The 18,458-nt window shown below is 45.5% G+C and carries 19 protein-coding genes, 5 tRNA genes and 1 pseudogene; 5 read left to right on the top strand and 20 right to left on the bottom strand.

Features of this window, described 5'->3' with window-relative positions; genetic code table 11:
- Nucleotides 1-37: 37 nt before the first annotated feature.
- The 10 genes and pseudogenes from ACAW68_10420 to ACAW68_10465 form a co-directional block, all read right to left on the bottom strand.
- Entirely contained in the window at nucleotides 38-511 is a 474-nt protein-coding gene (locus ACAW68_10420) for a SprT family protein (protein ID XGA15852.1), read from the bottom strand.
- On the bottom strand, nucleotides 508-1,389 hold the full coding sequence (locus ACAW68_10425) for a hypothetical protein (protein XGA15853.1): 882 nt from the start codon (nucleotides 1,387-1,389) through the stop codon (nucleotides 508-510). Before ACAW68_10425 ends, ACAW68_10420 begins: the two co-directional genes overlap by 4 nt.
- A 9-nt stretch (nucleotides 1,390-1,398) precedes the next feature.
- A complete protein-coding gene (locus ACAW68_10430; protein XGA15854.1) occupies nucleotides 1,399-1,977 on the bottom strand; it encodes an endonuclease III domain-containing protein in 579 nt (192 codons plus the stop codon).
- A 154-nt stretch (nucleotides 1,978-2,131) separates the two neighbouring features.
- The gene (locus ACAW68_10435) at nucleotides 2,132-2,878 is read right to left on the bottom strand and encodes a DUF975 family protein (GenBank protein XGA15855.1); all 747 of its coding nucleotides are present in this window, start codon (nucleotides 2,876-2,878) and stop codon (nucleotides 2,132-2,134) included.
- A gap of 115 nt (nucleotides 2,879-2,993) precedes the next feature.
- Nucleotides 2,994-3,065: transfer RNA gene (locus ACAW68_10440), tRNA-Gln, on the bottom strand.
- A 376-nt stretch (nucleotides 3,066-3,441) separates the two neighbouring features.
- A tRNA-Gln gene (locus ACAW68_10445) sits at nucleotides 3,442-3,513 on the bottom strand.
- 9 nt (nucleotides 3,514-3,522) lie between these two features.
- A tRNA-Tyr gene (locus ACAW68_10450) sits at nucleotides 3,523-3,605 on the bottom strand.
- 99 nt (nucleotides 3,606-3,704) lie between these two features.
- Nucleotides 3,705-4,241: a phenolic acid decarboxylase gene (locus tag ACAW68_10455; GenBank protein ID XGA15856.1), complete on the bottom strand. Its 537-nt coding sequence runs from the start codon at nucleotides 4,239-4,241 to the stop codon at nucleotides 3,705-3,707.
- Nucleotides 4,242-4,368: 127 nt separating this feature from the next.
- Nucleotides 4,369-5,917: pseudogene (locus ACAW68_10460) on the bottom strand (MFS transporter).
- Nucleotides 5,918-6,027: 110 nt separating this feature from the next.
- The gene (locus tag ACAW68_10465) at nucleotides 6,028-7,473 is read right to left on the bottom strand and encodes a peptide MFS transporter (protein ID XGA15857.1); all 1,446 of its coding nucleotides are present in this window, start codon (nucleotides 7,471-7,473) and stop codon (nucleotides 6,028-6,030) included.
- Nucleotides 7,474-7,672: 199 nt separating this feature from the next.
- Here ACAW68_10465 and ACAW68_10470 point away from each other — a divergent pair, with 199 nt between their 5' ends.
- From ACAW68_10470 to ACAW68_10485, 4 genes are all read left to right on the top strand, one after another.
- Nucleotides 7,673-8,497 carry a metallophosphoesterase gene (locus ACAW68_10470; GenBank protein XGA15858.1) on the top strand — a complete coding sequence of 275 codons (825 nt, stop codon included), beginning with the start codon at nucleotides 7,673-7,675 and terminating at the stop codon, nucleotides 8,495-8,497.
- A 60-nt stretch (nucleotides 8,498-8,557) separates the two neighbouring features.
- A tRNA-Tyr gene (locus tag ACAW68_10475) sits at nucleotides 8,558-8,640 on the top strand.
- 8 nt (nucleotides 8,641-8,648) lie between these two features.
- A tRNA-Gln gene (locus tag ACAW68_10480) sits at nucleotides 8,649-8,720 on the top strand.
- Nucleotides 8,721-8,861: 141 nt separating this feature from the next.
- Nucleotides 8,862-9,512: a hypothetical protein gene (locus tag ACAW68_10485; GenBank protein XGA15859.1), complete on the top strand. Its 651-nt coding sequence runs from the start codon at nucleotides 8,862-8,864 to the stop codon at nucleotides 9,510-9,512.
- An 18-nt stretch (nucleotides 9,513-9,530) separates the two neighbouring features.
- On the opposite strand, the gene ACAW68_10490 is transcribed toward ACAW68_10485, so the two are convergent.
- The 4 genes from ACAW68_10490 to ACAW68_10505 form a co-directional block, all read right to left on the bottom strand.
- A complete protein-coding gene (locus tag ACAW68_10490) occupies nucleotides 9,531-10,751 on the bottom strand; it encodes an MFS transporter (protein ID XGA15860.1) in 1,221 nt (406 codons plus the stop codon).
- Between the two features lie 105 nt (nucleotides 10,752-10,856).
- Nucleotides 10,857-11,675 (bottom strand): RsiV family protein, encoded by an 819-nt coding sequence (locus ACAW68_10495; GenBank protein ID XGA15861.1) that lies wholly within the window; start codon nucleotides 11,673-11,675, stop codon nucleotides 10,857-10,859.
- 1 nt (nucleotide 11,676) lies between these two features.
- On the bottom strand, nucleotides 11,677-12,156 hold the full coding sequence (locus ACAW68_10500; protein XGA15862.1) for an RNA polymerase sigma factor: 480 nt from the start codon (nucleotides 12,154-12,156) through the stop codon (nucleotides 11,677-11,679).
- Between the two features lie 94 nt (nucleotides 12,157-12,250).
- Nucleotides 12,251-12,769 (bottom strand): DUF1836 domain-containing protein, encoded by a 519-nt coding sequence (locus ACAW68_10505; GenBank protein ID XGA15863.1) that lies wholly within the window; start codon nucleotides 12,767-12,769, stop codon nucleotides 12,251-12,253.
- Nucleotides 12,770-12,845: 76 nt separating this feature from the next.
- Here ACAW68_10505 and ACAW68_10510 point away from each other — a divergent pair, with 76 nt between their 5' ends.
- Complete coding sequence (locus ACAW68_10510) at nucleotides 12,846-13,214, top strand: hypothetical protein (GenBank protein ID XGA15864.1); 369 nt, start codon at nucleotides 12,846-12,848, stop codon at nucleotides 13,212-13,214.
- 42 nt (nucleotides 13,215-13,256) lie between these two features.
- Here ACAW68_10510 and ACAW68_10515 read toward each other — a convergent pair whose 3' ends face one another.
- Genes ACAW68_10515 through ACAW68_10540 form a run of 6 tightly spaced genes read right to left on the bottom strand, consistent with a single transcriptional unit; the run spans nucleotide 13,257 to nucleotide 18,454 of the window.
- Nucleotides 13,257-14,522, bottom strand: a complete 1,266-nt coding sequence (locus tag ACAW68_10515) for a D-alanyl-D-alanine carboxypeptidase family protein (protein ID XGA15865.1) — start codon at nucleotides 14,520-14,522, stop codon at nucleotides 13,257-13,259.
- A gap of 4 nt (nucleotides 14,523-14,526) precedes the next feature.
- Nucleotides 14,527-15,654 carry a sensor histidine kinase gene (locus ACAW68_10520; protein XGA15866.1) on the bottom strand — a complete coding sequence of 376 codons (1,128 nt, stop codon included), beginning with the start codon at nucleotides 15,652-15,654 and terminating at the stop codon, nucleotides 14,527-14,529.
- Between the two features lie 31 nt (nucleotides 15,655-15,685).
- The gene (locus ACAW68_10525) at nucleotides 15,686-16,375 is read right to left on the bottom strand and encodes a response regulator (GenBank protein ID XGA15867.1); all 690 of its coding nucleotides are present in this window, start codon (nucleotides 16,373-16,375) and stop codon (nucleotides 15,686-15,688) included.
- A 27-nt stretch (nucleotides 16,376-16,402) separates the two neighbouring features.
- Nucleotides 16,403-17,125: a DUF1129 family protein gene (locus ACAW68_10530; protein XGA15868.1), complete on the bottom strand. Its 723-nt coding sequence runs from the start codon at nucleotides 17,123-17,125 to the stop codon at nucleotides 16,403-16,405.
- A 12-nt stretch (nucleotides 17,126-17,137) separates the two neighbouring features.
- Complete coding sequence (gene ychF, locus ACAW68_10535; GenBank protein ID XGA15869.1) at nucleotides 17,138-18,241, bottom strand: redox-regulated ATPase YchF; 1,104 nt, start codon at nucleotides 18,239-18,241, stop codon at nucleotides 17,138-17,140.
- Between the two features lie 21 nt (nucleotides 18,242-18,262).
- Nucleotides 18,263-18,454: a DUF951 domain-containing protein gene (locus ACAW68_10540; GenBank protein ID XGA15870.1), complete on the bottom strand. Its 192-nt coding sequence runs from the start codon at nucleotides 18,452-18,454 to the stop codon at nucleotides 18,263-18,265.
- Nucleotides 18,455-18,458: the final 4 nt, after the last annotated feature.

The raw sequence follows: 18,458 nt of genomic DNA on the forward strand, positions 1-18,458 counted from the left end.
TTTAGAATATGTGATTAGTATAACAAAGCAACCAACCTTAGTCACCAATTTTTAATTCTCCGGTGAGACGGATTGGTGCACCACACTTTCCGCAGGCATAACGTAGCTCATTAAGGCGACGCTGGCGATAAATTTCATGGCCATTCTTACAAGTATAGATCCAATAATGCTTGGGTTGTTTGCGGACTTTCGCCTTAGAGGTTGCTGGTGCATAACGCAAACCAGCAATGCGCTGCAATTCCGTCTGAAAATAACGATCCTTATGTTGGTATGGCAAGCCTTGAATGTGATTATGATAGTGCACCAATTCGTGCTTAATGACACCTATCAAGTTTTGCTCATCAAACTCTTCAATCATCAACGGATTGATTTCCAAATTATGCGTTTGGAGCACATAGCGTCCACCAGTCGTTCGCAAACGGCGGTTGAACGTCGCTTTATGCACAAATGGTCGCCCAAAATCAGCCAATGATACTTGTTCGACCAATGCTTGTAGTTCCGAATCGGTCATCGCCACCGGTCCCCTCGATAATTTTTTGGTACTTTCGTCGGCAACTTCAAGGCTTGGCGACGTTTTGTGTTCTTCGTTGTAAATTGACCTAGCGTATCCGCGCTCGCGTCCGTCAACAATTCGTCCACTTGCCAAACGCTCGCATCACCGTAGCTTTGCGCAAACTGCGTCTCATAATAACGGGCAAAGTAATTCATCAACGCAATGCCGGTGTCACTGACAACAACTTGCGTCTGGCGGACAGCTAGCAAACCACTCTTCAACAATGCTTGGGCAACGGCCACATGCTCGTCTGAAAGGCCATCATGATGCTCGCCTGCGCTAACTAGCCAATGCTTACCGCGCTTTTCAAGTTGCTGCTTTAGCCCTGGTTGTGACCACCAACGCAACCACGTATACATTTGGAACGTAAAGGGCTGGAAGGATTCACCGGCGACAATTTTGCGTACCCAATCACCAACTTCGGAAGCTTGTTCCAAAAATTGCGTTTGGAGCACCGGCATCTTTTGCCAATTGCCACCTAAACGTTGTGCAACACGCAACACTTGAAAGGCCGGCTTCTCGTGCGCCACAAAGCTCACGTACACACTGGCTGAATGACGTGCTGATTGCACGCTCACCAAATCAACGTCCGGTTCAGTAACGCGGGCAGCGTTTTGCTGAATGAATTGTTGCCAAATACGCCGGCTCGCCACTTCTTCGTGATCCAAGAAGCTAATCGTCACCTTCTGGTCCGCCTTCGGGTGCTGATATGGCTGATAGATATCCGCACGTGTATCCGTCACAGCGACACGAATCGCAAACCCTGCATCTTGGTTACGCCCAAGTTTCACGCGTGGTGGCCGTATTTTCTTATAACTTGCGACTTTCTTCGCCATAGCATCCTCCTAAAATTGTTCTAATAGCTTATCAGTTAGATTGGCATCCTTGAGCCAGCTCGTCAAAAATTGCTCGCGATTACGCAAATACAACTTACCAAACTCATCAATTAAGGCGTGGAATTCACGAGCTTCATCCGGCGTGAAATCAGAATTCATCATTACAACCTTTTGCACTTTTTCATACGTCAGCTTTTCAGGGCCACCCAAGAAATTCATCAGGCGACGTGAATAGGAATCCGCGATAAATTGGGCCCGACCAAAAATATAGACCAGCCACACATCAGCCGTCTCATTACCGATTCCTGACACAGCACGGATACGCTTACGTAGTGTTGGTGTGTCGAGCTTTTGTAGTTCGCTCAAATCAAAGTCGTATTCCGCAAAGAATTGCAACGACGCACGCAAGTACTTGGCCTTGCTACGGTACAAACCAGCCTCAAAAATCAGTTGCTCCAACTCTTCCTGAGACATGGCCGTCAAAGTCGCTGGATCGAAATTCGTTTCGCGCCCAACCTTTTCAATAACCGGATCAACCGTCTTAGCAGAAGCATTTTGAATCAAAATACTCCCAACAATCGTTTCCATCCAGCGTTCAGCCGGCTACCAGCGTTGTGGTCCCATTTGATTATAAAGTTGTTGATACAACCCACGAATATCCAGCGTCTTCATCTCTTAAATCTCACTTTTTCCAATAATAAAAGGCTAGAGTTTAGACTCTAACCTTTTTACTTACTATCTATTATAGTTCATCATCTTCATCTGATGTTGATGCGGTGTACGTTGCACGGGCTCCGTAGCGACGTTCGCGCGTCAATTCAATGTAGAATTCTGCCATCGTGGCGTTATAGTATGGCACAACATAAATAGCGGCCAAACCAAACGTCAAAGCAACCAAAATCCACCAACCGATAAAGCTCAATTGTAGCCAGAACAAGCGCAACTTGTATCCTGCCATCAATTCTTGTGAGCGTAGCAAGTATTCAGACAAGTTCGTAATTTCAACGCCTTGCTTGTGGTCTTCCGCATAGATCAACGGTGCTTGTGAATAGCTAAATGACTTGACGATTCCTGGGATAATCAATACCAACGTCCACAAGAATGTAAATAGGAAACGTAGCCCTAGCAATACCACAACGTCGACAATCGTGCTGCGACCCCAGAACTTTAGTCCATCGGCAAATGGTTGCTCAGGCACTTCCTTGTTACGACCCCATTCAACGAATGCCCACATAGCGCCCAAACCAAAGACACCGAAAGCAATTTCACCAACCATGTTAGTTGTGAATAGGCGGAACAAAAATTGTAGTGATTCACCAAACGTCATCGTCGTTTGTGCAAATGACACCACTGGCGCTTGGTTCCCATCCCATACTGATGATAGAATCTGCCAAATGATTAAGAACATTGACAATTTAATTGAAACATTGAAGGCCGGCCCTTTTACCCGATTACGAGCACGTGCCTTCAGATCATAATTAGTTAGCATAACCCTTTTCCTCATATATAATCGTTTTTCACAATGTATAGTGTACCATATTCCGGCTTACCACTTCTCAGCGCAACAAAAAAGACGATAAGCAAACGCCCATCGCCTTCATTAGCTGGGATAGCTGGATTCGAACCAGCGATACACGGTACCAAAAACCGATGCCTTACCACTTGGCCATATCCCAATGATTTTTCAACAGAAAATATAATACAACCGCTTACAAAAAGTGTCAAGCATTAGAGCATAAAGAAACGGTTTTCTTGCAGAACAAGAAAATTGGTTGCCCGGAGATAAGACAGAAAAATCTCTGTACGCTGTAAGCGTGCGGAATTTTTTAGGCTTATCGCAGTGGCGACCAAAGTTTCGTCAGGCGTTTAAACAGAGCATAGAGAAATGTTTTTCTCGCAAAGCGAGAAAATCGGCTACCCGGAGATAAGACGAAATAATCTCTGTACGCTGCAAGCGTGCGGAATTATTTTGACTTATCGCAGCCGATCTTAAAACAAGCAATTATGCACAAAAAAAGCCGGCAAGCGTATTCGCTCACCGACTTCCATCAGCTGGGATAGCTGGATTCGAACCAGCGATACACGGTACCAAAAACCGATGCCTTACCACTTGGCCATATCCCAATGATGCGATGGGGGCTATAGGATTCGAACCTATGAACCCGAAGGAATGGATTTACAGTCCACCGCGTTTGACCAGACTTCGCTAAACCCCCGCAACAACTTTTATATAATACCAATTATTTCAAACCTTGGCAACCCCTTTTTTGAAATTAATTGATTTTTAGTTGTCGCAACTCAAATTAAGACCGTTTTTATCGGTTCTTTCGTTGATAATTTTCGTCGAAGTATCGACCCTCACGGATATCCTCAGGCATACCATTATATGGTGCTTGCGAGATGACATCTTCGTTGTTCAATCCTGCATCCCCAACGTAGGTAATTGATGCAAATTCAGGTACAACCAACTTTGGATAAGTGTCGTACTTCTCGCGGGCCTCTTCCATCACGTCAATGTGTTCATTTTGGAAGGTTACCGTAATTTCAGGGTGCTCTTCAACCCACTTTGGGAAGAAAATCGTTCCGTGCAACTTGTTTTCGTTTGGCATGAAATCCAATGCAACATCTGTCCCAGTTGGTTCCGTCCATGTAATCTTGTATACGCCTTCAGTGAGCATCACGATATCAGCTTCTTGATCCTTCACCCAACGTCCGGCAACCATGCCACCGTGGATGCGGTAATCAACCGTGTGATCATTCTTAGCGTACCATTCGTATTCCCACCCATTGTCATAAGTGTAAATAAAGTGGGTACCCAAAAAATCATCCAATGTCTTAAATGTCTTTGTCATATCAAATGCTCCTTTCATTGCGTTGTATGAGTTCTACACTTTCAATGTTAGGCCTGATGACAATAGTTTTCTGGTGGGATTTTTCATCCAAATAAAAAGACACGCGATAGGCGTGCCTTAAAACTTATTATTGTTGCTTACGTTCACGCATGAACACAGCTGCACCGATTGCACCGATAAAGACCGTAATCGCAGCCGTCACACCGACAGCTGCCATTCCCTTATCATACGCGTTCAACACAACTTGTTGGAAAGCGTGTGCAAATGGGGCGTGTGATAGACGGTCGCTAAATGCCACGGCGTGACCTGAGAACGGACCAGCTTCAACCAAGGCCTTGTGCAAACCAGTTGCAGCTGCTTCAGGCATCTTCACTGAATCCAAGTGCGCATTCAAGTACTTTTCGTAGTGGTTCGTTTGCGTCAAACCAAGCATAACGACACCAAATGAGACACCGAATTGACGGAAGACATTCAACAAGCCAGCTGCCATTCCCATTTCTTGCGGTGCGACACCTTCAAGACCAGCTGTATTCAACATTGGGTTAACGATGGCATTCGTAATACCCATCAAAATCATGGCTGGTACCAAGTCGATGAATGCAAGCTTCGTTGTCATGGCATTTGCCAACAACAAGAAACCAATTCCACCAAGCAACAATGCACCTGACATCATCCACTTCTTTGAGTACTTGTTACCCAAAATACCAGTCACTGGTCCCAAAACAAGTGACCAAATTGAAATCACCAATTGGCGCAAACCAGTTTGGAAGGCTGTGTAGCCCATGTAATTTTGCATCAAGCCCGTCAAGTAAGCGTTGATAGCATATAACACCAGCTCCCAATGTGAAGGCCACGATAACAGCTCCCACAAAGTTAATGCTCTTGAACATCTTCAAGTTCATCATTGGTGTCTTAACCTTCAACTCAACCAAGGAAAAGATAACCGCTAACACGAACCCTGCAATCAACCAGCCGGCGATGCGCATATCAGTCCAAGCCCAGTGGACGTTGGTTTCCTTTTGAATCAAACCGTAAACCGCTGAGAACAAAGCTGCAGCAGACAACAACATACCCAAGAAGTCGATTGATTGACCCTTACCGTAACTTGGCGTCTCCTTAACGTTGATCCAAGTCATAATAACTGCCACGATCCCCACTGGGACGTTGATATAGAAGATTGAAGGCCATCCAAACGCTTCAACTAGCCAACCACCAACAAGTGGTCCAGAAGCCGTTGAAAGCCCGATAACAGACCCTAGAATTCCCAAGGCTGTACCACGTTCACGTCCCTCAAAGTTCGATGCAACCAAGGCCATCGCCAATGACATCAAACCAGATCCTCCAATGGCTTGGACACCACGACCGATATCCAACACCAACAATGATGAGGCCATTCCGTTAATCGCTGACGCAATTACGAAAACAAACATGCTGGCAATGAAAATCTTCTTACGTCCAAACATGTCACCTAACTTTGAGACAATCAACAACATGACCGCAAACACAATCGTGTAAGCATTCAATACCCATTGCAAGTTATTGAATGTCGTCTTGAAATCAATCGCCATCGTTGGCAACGCCACGTTCACAACCGTCACATCCAAAAGTGCCATGAAGACACCCAAAGACATAGCTGCCAAGGCGAGCCACTTCTTGTATGACTTTTCTTCTGTCATTTTATTCACCGTTCCTATTTTTTCGACAAGAATTGATTATAGACTCATTTGCTTACTTTTCCAATGCAAAAAGACGTCTAACTCAAATGAGTTAGACGTCTTCTAATTAACTATTTAACACCCGCCATCAGGCTCTTGATACGTGGTACTAAGAATACCAAGACAATACCAAGAACAACTGAAGCGATTCCGAACCAAGCAAAGTAAGCAACTTCGTTCTTAGGGTTGTACAACGTTACCAATTGGGCGTTCAATGCTGAACCAGCTGATGAAGCCAAGAACCACATTGACATCATTTGTGACATAAATGCCTTCGGTGCCAACTTAGTCGTAACTGACAATCCAACTGGAGAAATCAACATTTCACCAACGATAACCAAGGCCCATGAGCCAACCAACCAAAGTGGTGAAACCTTACCGGCCGTTCCAAACAACGTTCCAGGCAAAGCCATCAACAAGAATGATGCTCCAGCGAACATCAAACCAATTGCGAACTTCATTGGTGATGAAGGTTGGTTCTTTGTCCACTTAACCCACAACCAAGCGAAGAATGGCGTGTAAAGCATGATGAACAATGGGTTCAATGATTGGAACCATGAAGCTGGGAACCATGACGTATCAACACGCTCTGCGGCGAACGTTGCCAAAACGATTGATCCTTGCTCTTCGATAGCCCAGAACAATACAGCAGCCAAGAACAATGGAATGTATGAGATAACGCGTGAACGCTCTTCCTTGTTAACCTTAGCTGACGTAATCATCAACGTGAAGTATCCGATTGGCAACAAGATTGCGACAATCGTCAACAAGTTAACGAAGTTTTGCAATTGCGTCCAGCCCATCAAGACCATCAATACGATAACCAAAGCAAAGGCGACAACACCCAAGACGATCTTCGTTACCAAAGGCTTAACTTCCTCTGGTTGCAATGGATCTGGTGCGTACAATGAATCCTTTGACAAGTGCTTACCGCCAAAGTGGAATTGGATCAAACCGAAGAACATTCCGATGGCAGCCAATGAGAATGCCAAGTGGAAGCCGGCTTGCTCTTGCGTCCAACCAACCAACAATGGGGCAATAAATGAACCCAAGTTGATACCGAAGACGAAGATTGAGAACCCAGCATCTCGTGCTGAATCGCCGTCCTTATAAAGTGATCCAACCAATGATGAAACGTTTGGCTTCAACAAACCAGTTCCCATCACGATCAAGACCATTGAGGCGAACATCGCTGGCGCGCCAAATGGCAAAGCCAATGCGATGTGTCCGAACATGATCAACACACCACCCCAGAAGACGGTGCGACGTTGACCCATCAAACGGTCAGCGATAAATCCACCAACAACACCTGACAAGTAAACCATTGAGGCGTAGATGGCCATGATTGATGCGGCAGTTGCCTTGGTAACGTTAAGGTCGCCAGTGGCAATCAAATGCCACATGTAGTAAAGCAAGATGGCCTTCATACCATAGTAACTGAAACGCTCCCACATTTCGGTCATAAACAAAGTTTGTAGACCGCGTGGTTGTCCCAGGAATTTCTTTTCTGATTCCATTGAGAAAAGCTCCTTACAAATTATATATTTGGTTTTTAGAGTACTAAAAATAACTTATTCATTAGAAAATACTTATTAAGTTTACCGGAATTTCTTCATTATCACAAGAAGTTCAAAGAATTACAATTTACTTTTTCCAACAATATGCGTTGCGAATTTGGTACAATTACTGTCATAACGGCGTCAGAAAGGCATTATCATGGTCAAGATAGCAGTCACAAGTGATAATCACTTCGACATCAATAAGCAGGATTATCAAGAAATCCTTGCACAACAATCACAATATATTAATCATATTAACCCAGATTATTACTTAATTACTGGCGATTTATTTAACGATTTTAAGAAAACAATGGCATATGTGAGCGATTTACAACAAAACGTCGGGGCAACCAAAGTTTTGTTCATCGCTGGTAACCACGACATGGGCCGTGGCACGTCCTTTGAAGAACTCGAGTCACCGGTTAATGAACATTACCTACATAATAAGTACATTGATATCCCCGGAACAGATTGGCGCATTATTGGTCACAATGGCTGGTACGATTATTTATTCGCTGAAGGCATCGACCCTGAGGAAGTCGCAACGTTCCGTCGTGGCTTCTACTATGACCGTATCATTGAGCAACCCATGTCCGATCCAGAACGTATGGACTTGGGCTTGGCACAAATGAAGGTTCTATTAGATGATGCGAAAGCGGCTAATAAGCAAGTCATCTTCATGACCCACTTCGCCCCAATCGGTGATGAATTGATTTATCCAGATGGCGATCGTCGTTGGCGTATGGTCAACGGCGTCCTTGGTTCACCACGTACCGGTGAATTATTGGAATCGTATGACAATGTAAAGCACGTTTTCTATGGTCACATTCACGTGACGGTTCCACCACGCGAGCGAAACGGTGTGACGTACTACAATACCAGCGTTGGTTATAAACGTCGTCGCCTGCAAGAATGGACGGCGGATAACTACTTGGACGCATGGAAAAATAAAGTTCAACAAATAGTGTTGACATCTATATAAATGTTCTGTATAGTATATATTCGTTGAGGCGGTGATAAATCGCTAAGGCGTTTATATGATGGGGGTTTAGCGAAGTCTGGTCAAACGCGGTGGACTGTAAATCCATTCCTTCGGGTTCATAGGTTCGAATCCTATAGCCCCCATTTATTATTGGGATATGGCCAAGTGGTAAGGCATCGGTTTTTGGTACCGTGTATCGCTGGTTCGAATCCAGCTATCCCAGCTAAACGAAGTCGATGAGCGATTACGCTTGTCGGCTTTTTTGTTGTCTTCAGATCCAATTAAATGCCACAAATTTCATATAAGTCCTGTTTTTCGAACTCATTTTCCTGTACAATGATAAGCGTTCTGCAAAGGAGGCTATATGAAAATTAAGTGGGCCATCATTACCCTACTATCGCTAACTGCTGTCGCAGCCGTTAGCTACTGGGGCTTTGATGCATTCAACGACAACAAAACCTACCAGCGCAATATGCAATCTGCTCGTGAAGCAGTTGCTGCTCATGAGTGGTCTGACGCGGCGATTTACTACACCGCTGCTCGCAAGGTGCGTGTTTCAATCGAGAATCGTACCGCACTTGAACAACTGAAGTACCTTGAGCATGCTGATAAAGAAATCAAAGCCAACAACTGGCCTTCTGCCCTCAACCTCTACCAACGCGTTTTAGAAACTAACGACGGGGTTGATCTGCTAAACAAGGCAGCCAAGAGTGGCGAAACATACGTCAAAGCGCTAAAGTCAGCTGATGAAAATTCCGCCACGGCATCATCATTGCAACAGGCATTGGATAAAAAGGCGTCAGAATTGGCGCAAGTCCAATCTGCTGCCAGCGATTCTGTCAAAGCCGCCCAGGATTCCGCTAAACGCGCCATCTCAGCTGCTAACAGCAGTGCGGCCAAATCATCTTCTAGCCAATCTACTAAATCCGATACCAAGACATCCAAGGTTGACGAGAAGAATAAAGATAACAAAGACAATAAGAACGAAAGCTCAAAAAACTCCGAAGGCGATTAACCTTCGGAGTTTTTCGTTTTAAAATGATGCTTTCATTTTTGCTGCCGTGGCAACTGAGTAAATCGCGATAAGCACGCCAATCATCAACATGACAGCTGCCCCAACATTACCAACGAAGTGTGAGGCTGACACCATCACCCCGGCCAGAATGTTTCCCAACGGACGCGTCGCCGCGAAGGCCCCTGAGTAGGCACCCAACTTTTCTGGGTTCATCATATCGGCACGTAGTGTCTGACTTGATGGCACATTAATCATTTCACCAACTGTGAAAACAACCGCTGCGAACGCCAATGGCCAGAAATCGCGGAGCAAGAACGCCATCGCAAAGCCGAGTCCTTGCATGAACGTCCCAATTGCATAGCCACGAATCAATGGCCAACGGTTCGTCATGTGATTAAAGGCTGACATCGTCAACACAATCACAACCGTGTTAATCACCAACATAAATGACAGCATACGTTGGCCGTAAAAATGAACGCCGAACAACGTGTAGTCACGGAATGATTCCGCCAAGTGCGCTGCCAAGTAGAAATCAGGTTGCGAGTAAATCACGACGGCAAAAATCGTTCCAAACATGAACAACAAGTAACGCTTGTCAGTCAACACGTGCGCGTATGACTTAACGGCGCTCCAAACGGATGAATTTGCCTTAACATTGTCCATATCAAGGGTTTCTGCCATCCCCCAATTAATAATTGAAGCATTGATAATCCCGACAACCATCGATCCCATCAACAACTCAAACAAGTAATCACGGAAGAACCAACCACCAATAGCCGCCCCAATCATCACCCCAATATTAATAATCCAGTAAATCAACGCGAAGACAAATTTACGATTCTTCAGAGTCGATGAGTCAATCATCATTGCCTGTTCAGCAGGGTCAGCAAATGATGCCCCGACTGACGCCGTCAAAAAGCCGACGAACGTCACATACGGATTGGTGTACCATGGCGAATTCATCAACATTGCCAAGGCATAGCCACCGATAATCATCGCGGAACCAATTAGCATCGTCTTCTTACGACCAAGTACATCCGCCAAGTGGCCGCCATACAAGCCGGCAATAAACCCAGCGACCGATACCGCAATCAATAGGAACCCCGTGATAAACGCTCCAAAATATTCCACATAATACACGGTCACGTTTGGCCCAATTGAACTTCCCAAAAGCACAGTTAGGAAAACCGTTAATGACCGCAACTTAAGATTGCGATCTAACGCCATGAAGTCCTGCATCTCGTTGACCCCCTTCACTATCTAAACTAATCTCACTAGCATAACACAAAGAAACCGCTGTTTATACCCAAAACAGCGGTTTTATTAGATTTCAATTAGATTCCATTACTTCACATACTCATGCGATACTAATTGGCTATCAATTAGATTGGTTGGAATTGTCATCTCAACTGGACCAACATACATTGCGGCAATGTCCCCACGTTGGAAGACCAAAACCAACTGGCCACGACTATTAATATAGAACGTTTGGGTCTTTGAAATGGCGTTAACTGGCGTGTCGTACTGATCTGACGCCGCAATTTGCTTGTTCACATAGTCGCGCAAAATTGTTTGGTACTCATTTGACTTGAACAACATTGGCAACGTCAACACCAAACCACGTTGCTTATCAATGGTTGTATAACTCAACTTGGTTGCTGTATCGGCCAACGACATTTCTTGACGACGTTCAAGCACTAACAATTGGTCGTTATTCACCTTTTCTTGATACGTTTGCGTTAGTGACTTAGGCGTCTCTGACGTCTTATTCATAAAGGCATCATACAACGCGCGTCCTTCACTGGCATATGAGGCGTTTAGCTTGTCGGCCAACTCAGTATTTCCCAAGTTCGTCAGTAGTGGCACTTTAATATCCGCATATGACGTCTTATCAACATGCTTGTATTCACGGAACAACAAAACCTTAACCGCATCGCGGACAACTGGTACACGCTCAGCCGCGCTAGCAAAAGAGTATGACGTATTCAGCACAAGTGTGAACGTCGCAGCTACTGCCCCAACACCAATTAGTGTCGTTTGCCACCAATTCAAGCGCTTACGCTTAGGTGCCGTCTTCACAACAGCTTGATCGATTACGGCTGACAACTTATCCATTGGCACATCTTGGGCATCATAGGCCGTCTTTACATCTTCTAATGTCATCTTACATTCCCCCGTTCAAAGTCGCTTCTAATTTTTTCAAGCTACGATAATAGGTCGTTTTAACCGTGTTTTCTGATAATTCAAGCGTTAGCGCAATGTCAGCAAACGTTTGATTCTCAAAGAAATGCAAGCGAATAATCGCTTGTTCTTTGGCAGTTAAATCCGCAACCGCTTCATTAAGTGCCAATCGCATTTCAGGCGCAATCGTCGTTAACGCTGGCATAAATTCAAGTGATTCATCACCCACTTCATGCCGGCGCGCTTGCTTGCGTTGGACATCAATCGCCGTGTTAATCAAGATACGGAATAACCACGTCTTCAAATAGCGTGACTCCTGTACTTGATTCACTTGGCGCAAGGCCTTTTCAGCTGTCGTTTGCACAATATCTAGCGCTTCAGCCTCTGTGTGCACATAACTCAGCGCCACACGGTACAACGCGACTTTATTCTCTTGTAGCGTTGCAATTAATTCTTCACGCATGTCGCGTCCTCCTATCTGCTTACACTAATTAGACGCACGAACTGGGGAAATAGTTTCAAAATAAAAAACACGCCGTTAAGCGTGTTTCATTTTACTACTTAGTTGTAGGGACTTCCTTGATTGGGTTGCGCTTGCGCATCAACTCAAGCAACTTTTCAGCCTCCATCTTGTGGAAGACAACGTTTGCCGCATCGCGCATAAGTTGCAAGTCCAGGTGGTCGGGGTCAAATTCAACTGGCACAGGGCCCTGCAAACGAGCTGCCAACGCATCCACGAAGGCATTGTAAGCCTTCTTTGGATAATCGCCAACCGTCACTTGATCGATAGCCGCACGGATTTCATCTAGTGAAAAGACAGGCTTCATCAAAGAAATAATCAAGATATCCGCAATTTGCATTGCTTGGTACTTCTTCTTGATTGGTGACATGATGACCTTTTGCTTAACGTAGTTGTTAATCATCGTTGACGTCACCATTGGCATGTTAAGTGGTGCCAAAACGTTATTCACGTATTCAACGACTTGATCCATGTAAAGATCAAACGCTGGCAAATCCTCCCAGTGCGGGAATTCAACATCCTTTAGGCCTTCACGCCATGTCATATATTCGTTCATGTTAGCTCATTGTCCTTCCGTGGTATACTATTAGATGAATTAATTTTACCACATCTAGAGTGAGGAACTAAATATAATGTTTGAATCTACTAAGTCACGCGTTGTTACTGAAGAACTTGCCAAGCGCATGCCTGAGGAAGCGCAAACTGCAGTCTGGGGTATCTTTGATACGATGATGACCTACAAGGCCATCGTTGCGCCAGTTGTTGAGATTTGGTTTGCGGATGACTACACGGATGAAGCGGTTGGTGTGTTGTTCCGTCAACACGACGGTGATTTCCAACAAGAAATGGAAATGCCATATTCTGGTGACCACTCATGGTTGGGTAAGGGATTGATTGTTGAGATCCGAGATGAAGATAACGTTGTAATGGACGTCTCAGAACGTTTGTTGCAATACGAAGCTGCCGTCGCTGAAGAAGAAGCAAACACGGACGCTGAGTAACAAAAAATGACCTGATGCCAAACGGCATCAGGTCATTTTTGTTTAATCAAATAAATTTGAAATGACACGCTTGGCGTCACGGTACCACTGCACAAGTTGTGACGCTTGTTCAACATCCTCATTCATGATCAAATTCACCTGTGGAAAGCCGTCGACAAAGTCATTGGCTGCACGAACTTCAGTCTTCGTCCCACCATCAACAAACAAATTTTCGTTGTGGTCGACAATGTGACCCTTTGAAATCGGTGCAATCATGTCATGATTTGAACGAATCGTCATGTTCACCTTAGCGTTATTCCACGTCTTTGGTGCAAATAGTGTCACCGTCTTGTTCGTTACCAATGGATAACGACGATGACCATCCTTAGCTTCCTCAACCGGCACACGTTGCATTTGTGTCCCCTTCTTAAGGGTGACAACCTGCGTGGCAGCCTTGACTTGGTCCAACATCGCAGCCGTTTGTGTAAACGTGTGGTCGCTACCGAGCACAACCGTAATCACATCGCGGTTATCCAACTTCGTCAAACCAATAAACGTACTGTGAACTGACAAGGCATAACCCGTCTTCAAGCCTTTGAAGTCGTAACCGTGGCCATCAGTTAGCAACGCATTTGAATTCTTGATGGTTTCAGTCCCAGCTGCCCCGCTAGGCACAACCGCTGACGTCATACTCGTAATTTCCGTGATGCTTGGATAATCTTCAACCAAATGACGACCGACAATCGCTAATTCGCGCGCCGACAATTCATTTTCGACATCATCACCCAAGTTTTGATTCTTCAATGAACCCATATCGCCGTTGGTCAAACCAGCACCGCTGACAATCGTTGTGTCGTTGATACCCCAACTCGTCAACAAGTCTTGAATTTCCTGATTAACCCCAGTTGGCGTACCTGAAACGGCATAACCAAGCGCCAACGCAGCTGCATTGGCTGATTTGATTAAAGCCATTTCCATCAATTCACGGACCGTATACGTGCGTTCGGTACTCAATGGCACATTGGCCAACCCCGGTTCCGTACTAATCTCCACAATCGACGCTGGTACTGAAATCGGCGTGTCCATCGTCAACTTACCTGCTTCTATCGAACGCTCGACCAAATAAGCCGTCAACAACTTAGAAATTGATGCAATCGGAATGCGCTTTTTGCCGTTTTTATCCGCGAGAACCTGGCCGGTTTGCACATCCACAACAGCCGCCGCTTGCGCATCAACTGTTGGTGTTACGATCGCGGCATAGCTTGGCGTTGCCACACCAAATGCCAACACCACCGTCATTAACAAACCTGTTAACCATTTTCTCATCATCACATTACGCTCCTTCGCCTTCAAGTCCCTCTGGTTGTAATGGTAGTCGAATAATAAAACTTGTCAAATCATCATTCGATTCAACTCGCACCGTACCACCGTGCGCTTCAATCACGCCGTTCACGATTGCTAGGCCAAGGCCAGTCCCACCAGTCTTGGTGTTACGTGAGCTTTCAACGCGGTAAAAGCGATCAAACAAACGCTTAATTGATTCTTCTGGAATCTTCTCACCGTTGTTCGTCACGCGAATCTCAGCAACGTTCTCAGCTGGAATTGTCTTGGCTGACAAACGCACAAACGTTGCGCCATCCCCATACTTCAAGGCGTTGCTAATCAAATTCATAAAGACACGCGCCAAACGATCCGGATCCCCAACCATCTCAATGCTTTTCGGATTCGTAACCGCTGAAACAACCACATCTTTATTCTTGGCTTCCAACTCATAGTTAACCGCCAATTGTTGCAACATGGCCGCCAAATCAAGCGGTGCCCAGCGCAACTTAAAGTCAACTTGGCGAACCTGCGTATAATCAAACAAATCTTCAACCAATGACTTCATTTGCCCAGCTTTATCAAAAGCCGTCTTGGCGTATTTCGTCATGTCAGCACGTGACAAATTGCCCTGTTCGTCATTCACAATCAATCCCAAATAACCCAGGATTGACGTCAACGGCGTACGCAAATCGTGCGACACATTCGTAATCATTTCATCCTTAGAACGCTCAATTTCACGTTCCTCGGCCATTGCTTTTTGTGCGGCATCAAACACGCCATTCACATTCGTAGCGAGTGGACGCAAGCGACGGCTCATGCGCGTCTCAGGCAATCCAGTCGCGTTAGCATCACGCACACGTGGCGCCAACTCACTAACACTATCAATTAGGTGCGTCAAAACAATCTGTTCATAAAAGAAATGAACCACCACACCCCAGAGTGCAATCACCGCAACGGCAACTACAACTGCCAATGTCGCGTCTTGGCGCCAGATGGCTTGAATTTCAAGTAACCAATTCTCTGTGTGCCAAGTTGCGCGCATTGCTAATAGGATACCAATGCCAGTAAACACAAAAAGCAGGGCCGAAACGACTGCCTTGACCACTAACAACAGCCAATCCAGTACACTAAGTTTCATCCCTACTTCCTCTTTCTATAGAACGCGGTGCTTATAGCACTTCAATCTTATAACCAACACCCCAAACAGTTTGCACAACTTGGTTGCCACCAGTTGCTGCTTCCAACTTATCGCGCAAGTGTGAAACGTGCACCATAACCGTCTTAGCAGACACAACTGATTCTTGTTGCCAAACGCGTTCGAAGATATCGTCAGCACTAAACACACGGTTTGGGTGTGAGGCCAACAAATACAAGATACCAAACTCCAACGCCGTCAAATTAACTTCAACACCGTCGGCCGTCTTAACTTCGTGGCTGTCCTTGTTAATCGTCAAAGGACCGATATCAAGCACTTCTGGCGTTGCTTGGGCCATACCGTTTTGCGCACGGCGTAGCAAAGCACGCACACGTGCCATTACTTCCAATGGGTTAAATGGCTTCGTCACGTAGTCGTCAGCACCCGTAATCAACCCTTGAATCTTGTCCATTGCACCAGACTTGGCTGACAACAACAAAATTGGCACAGGATTGTCCTTACGAACTTCCTTCAACACTTCCGTACCGTTCATTTCAGGCATCATGATGTCCAAAATTACCAAACCGATGTCTGGGTTCGTACGGATCTTCGTCATTGCTTCCTTACCATCGCTGGCAATAACTGGCTCGTAACCTTCGTTCTTCACGTAGATTTCAAGCAATTCAGCAATTTCGTGATCATCATCAACAATCAAAATTTTCATCGATTCATCCTCACTGATTCTAGTTGCTTACTTGGTTTGTGGACGACGTGTGCTACCACCAAGGAATCCACCTTGGATACCAGTCTTAACACGCCAGAAGCGGAAGCCGATAAAGGCAAGTACGGCGAACACTAGGTACAACCAACCTGGCAACAATGGGTTGATAACAGCTGGCAAGTAGCTGAAGGCCAAGTATGCCAAGAACCACAAAACGAAGGCACCGACTGAAACCAAAATCTTCAAAAGCACTGGTGTCTTTGAGCCATCCTTCTTTGGTGCCAACGTCATCGTGACAACGGCGAAGAAGAATCCACCCAACAATGATGTCAAAATCAATGAGGTAATTCCGGCTGCACCGGCGCTACCAGTTTGTGATGCCTTGCTAAATAGCAACGTCAATCCAAACATAAAGCTGAACATCATGAAGAAGGCAATCGCGTTATCAACCAACAATGGCCAGAAGCCGTATGTTGCATAGCCAGGTGCTGGCGTTGCTTCGGTTGCGTTTGCCTTGCGCCCCAACGCTTCAGCAGGTGTGTTAAACAATTGACGTGCTGTTGTACCAGTCTTTTGACCATCCAACAACTTTGCGCCAACTTCAGCAATCAAGGTCGCCTTGCTTTCGTCTCCTTCAACAAGTTGTACCATTTGCCAAATAAAATCTTGATTACGCTTCGTCAAACCAGACGTGGCCAAGTCGGCACGTGATGGTAGCGTAGGCGTTACCGTTTGTTCTTGTGATTCTGTCATGAGTTCCCCCGATTAAACGTTGAACAAGAATTCGATGATATCACCGTCTTGAACAACATACTCCTTACCTTCTGAACGACGACGTCCAGCTTCCTTAACTGCCTTCATTGAACCGTATTCGTCCAAATCAGCAAAGGCAACCGTTTCGGCACGGATAAATCCACGCTCAAAGTCTGAGTGGATAACACCGGCAACTTGTGGTGCCTTCATACCTGCACGGAACGTCCAAGCACGCGTTTCCTTACCACCAGCGGTAAAGAACGTACGCAAGTCCAACAAGTGGTAGGCTGAACGAATCAAACGGTTCAAACCTGGTTCCGTGATACCTTGCAATTCCATCAATTCAGCCTTGTCTTCATCATCCATACCGGCCAATTCTTCTTCGGCACGGGCTGAAATTCCGATAACATCAGCGTTTTCGGCTGCAGCGTATTCCTTGATTTGTTGGAAGTACTTTGATGCTTCTGGATCAGCCATGTCATCTTCCGCAACGTTAGCCACGTACAAAACTGGCTTTGACGTCAACAAGAAGAAGCCACGAACGATCTTTTGCTCATCTTCGTTCCAATCAATTGAACGAGCAGGCTTTCCTTCTTCCAAAACTGGCTTCAACTTAGCAAGTACTTCAAATTCTGCAGCTGCATCCTTATCCTTAGCTTGCTTAGCCTTCTTTTCCGTTGTTGCATAACGCTTTTCAACGGCTTCCAAGTCGGCCAAAACCAACTCCAAGTTGATTGTGTTGATGTCATCAATTGGGTCAACCTTACCGTTAACGTGAGTGATGTCATCATCGTCAAAGGCACGAACCACGTGCACGATGGCGTTTACTTGACGGATGTTTTCAAGGAACTTGTTTCCCAATCCTTCACCCTTTGAGGCACCCTTAACGATACCGGCAATGTCAGTAAATTCGAAGGTCGTTGGCACGATCTTGTCAGCTGGCACCAATTCTTGAATACGGGCCAAACGATCATCTGGCACTTCAACCATTCCCACGTTTGGTTCAATCGTGGCAAATGGGTAGTTAGCCATTTCGGCACCCGCCTTAGTAATTGCGTTAAACAAAGTTGACTTACCAACGTTTGGCAAACCAACGATTCCTGCTGTAAGAGCCATTTTTAAATACCTATCTCTCTATTAATCTTGTTCTGACGCTGAACGCAAAATGCGCTTCAAACGCTTATCGAAATCATGACGCGTCATCATTACTTGGTGACCACAACCTTGGCACGTCAACTTAATGTCCGCACCAATACGGTTGATTTCCCATTCATTCGCACCACACGCGTGTGGCTTCTTCATCTCAACTACATCATGCAAGTTGTACATTACC

It is taken from the genome of Weissella confusa, assembly GCA_041871065.1.
Classification (GTDB): domain Bacteria; phylum Bacillota; class Bacilli; order Lactobacillales; family Lactobacillaceae; genus Weissella; species Weissella confusa_A.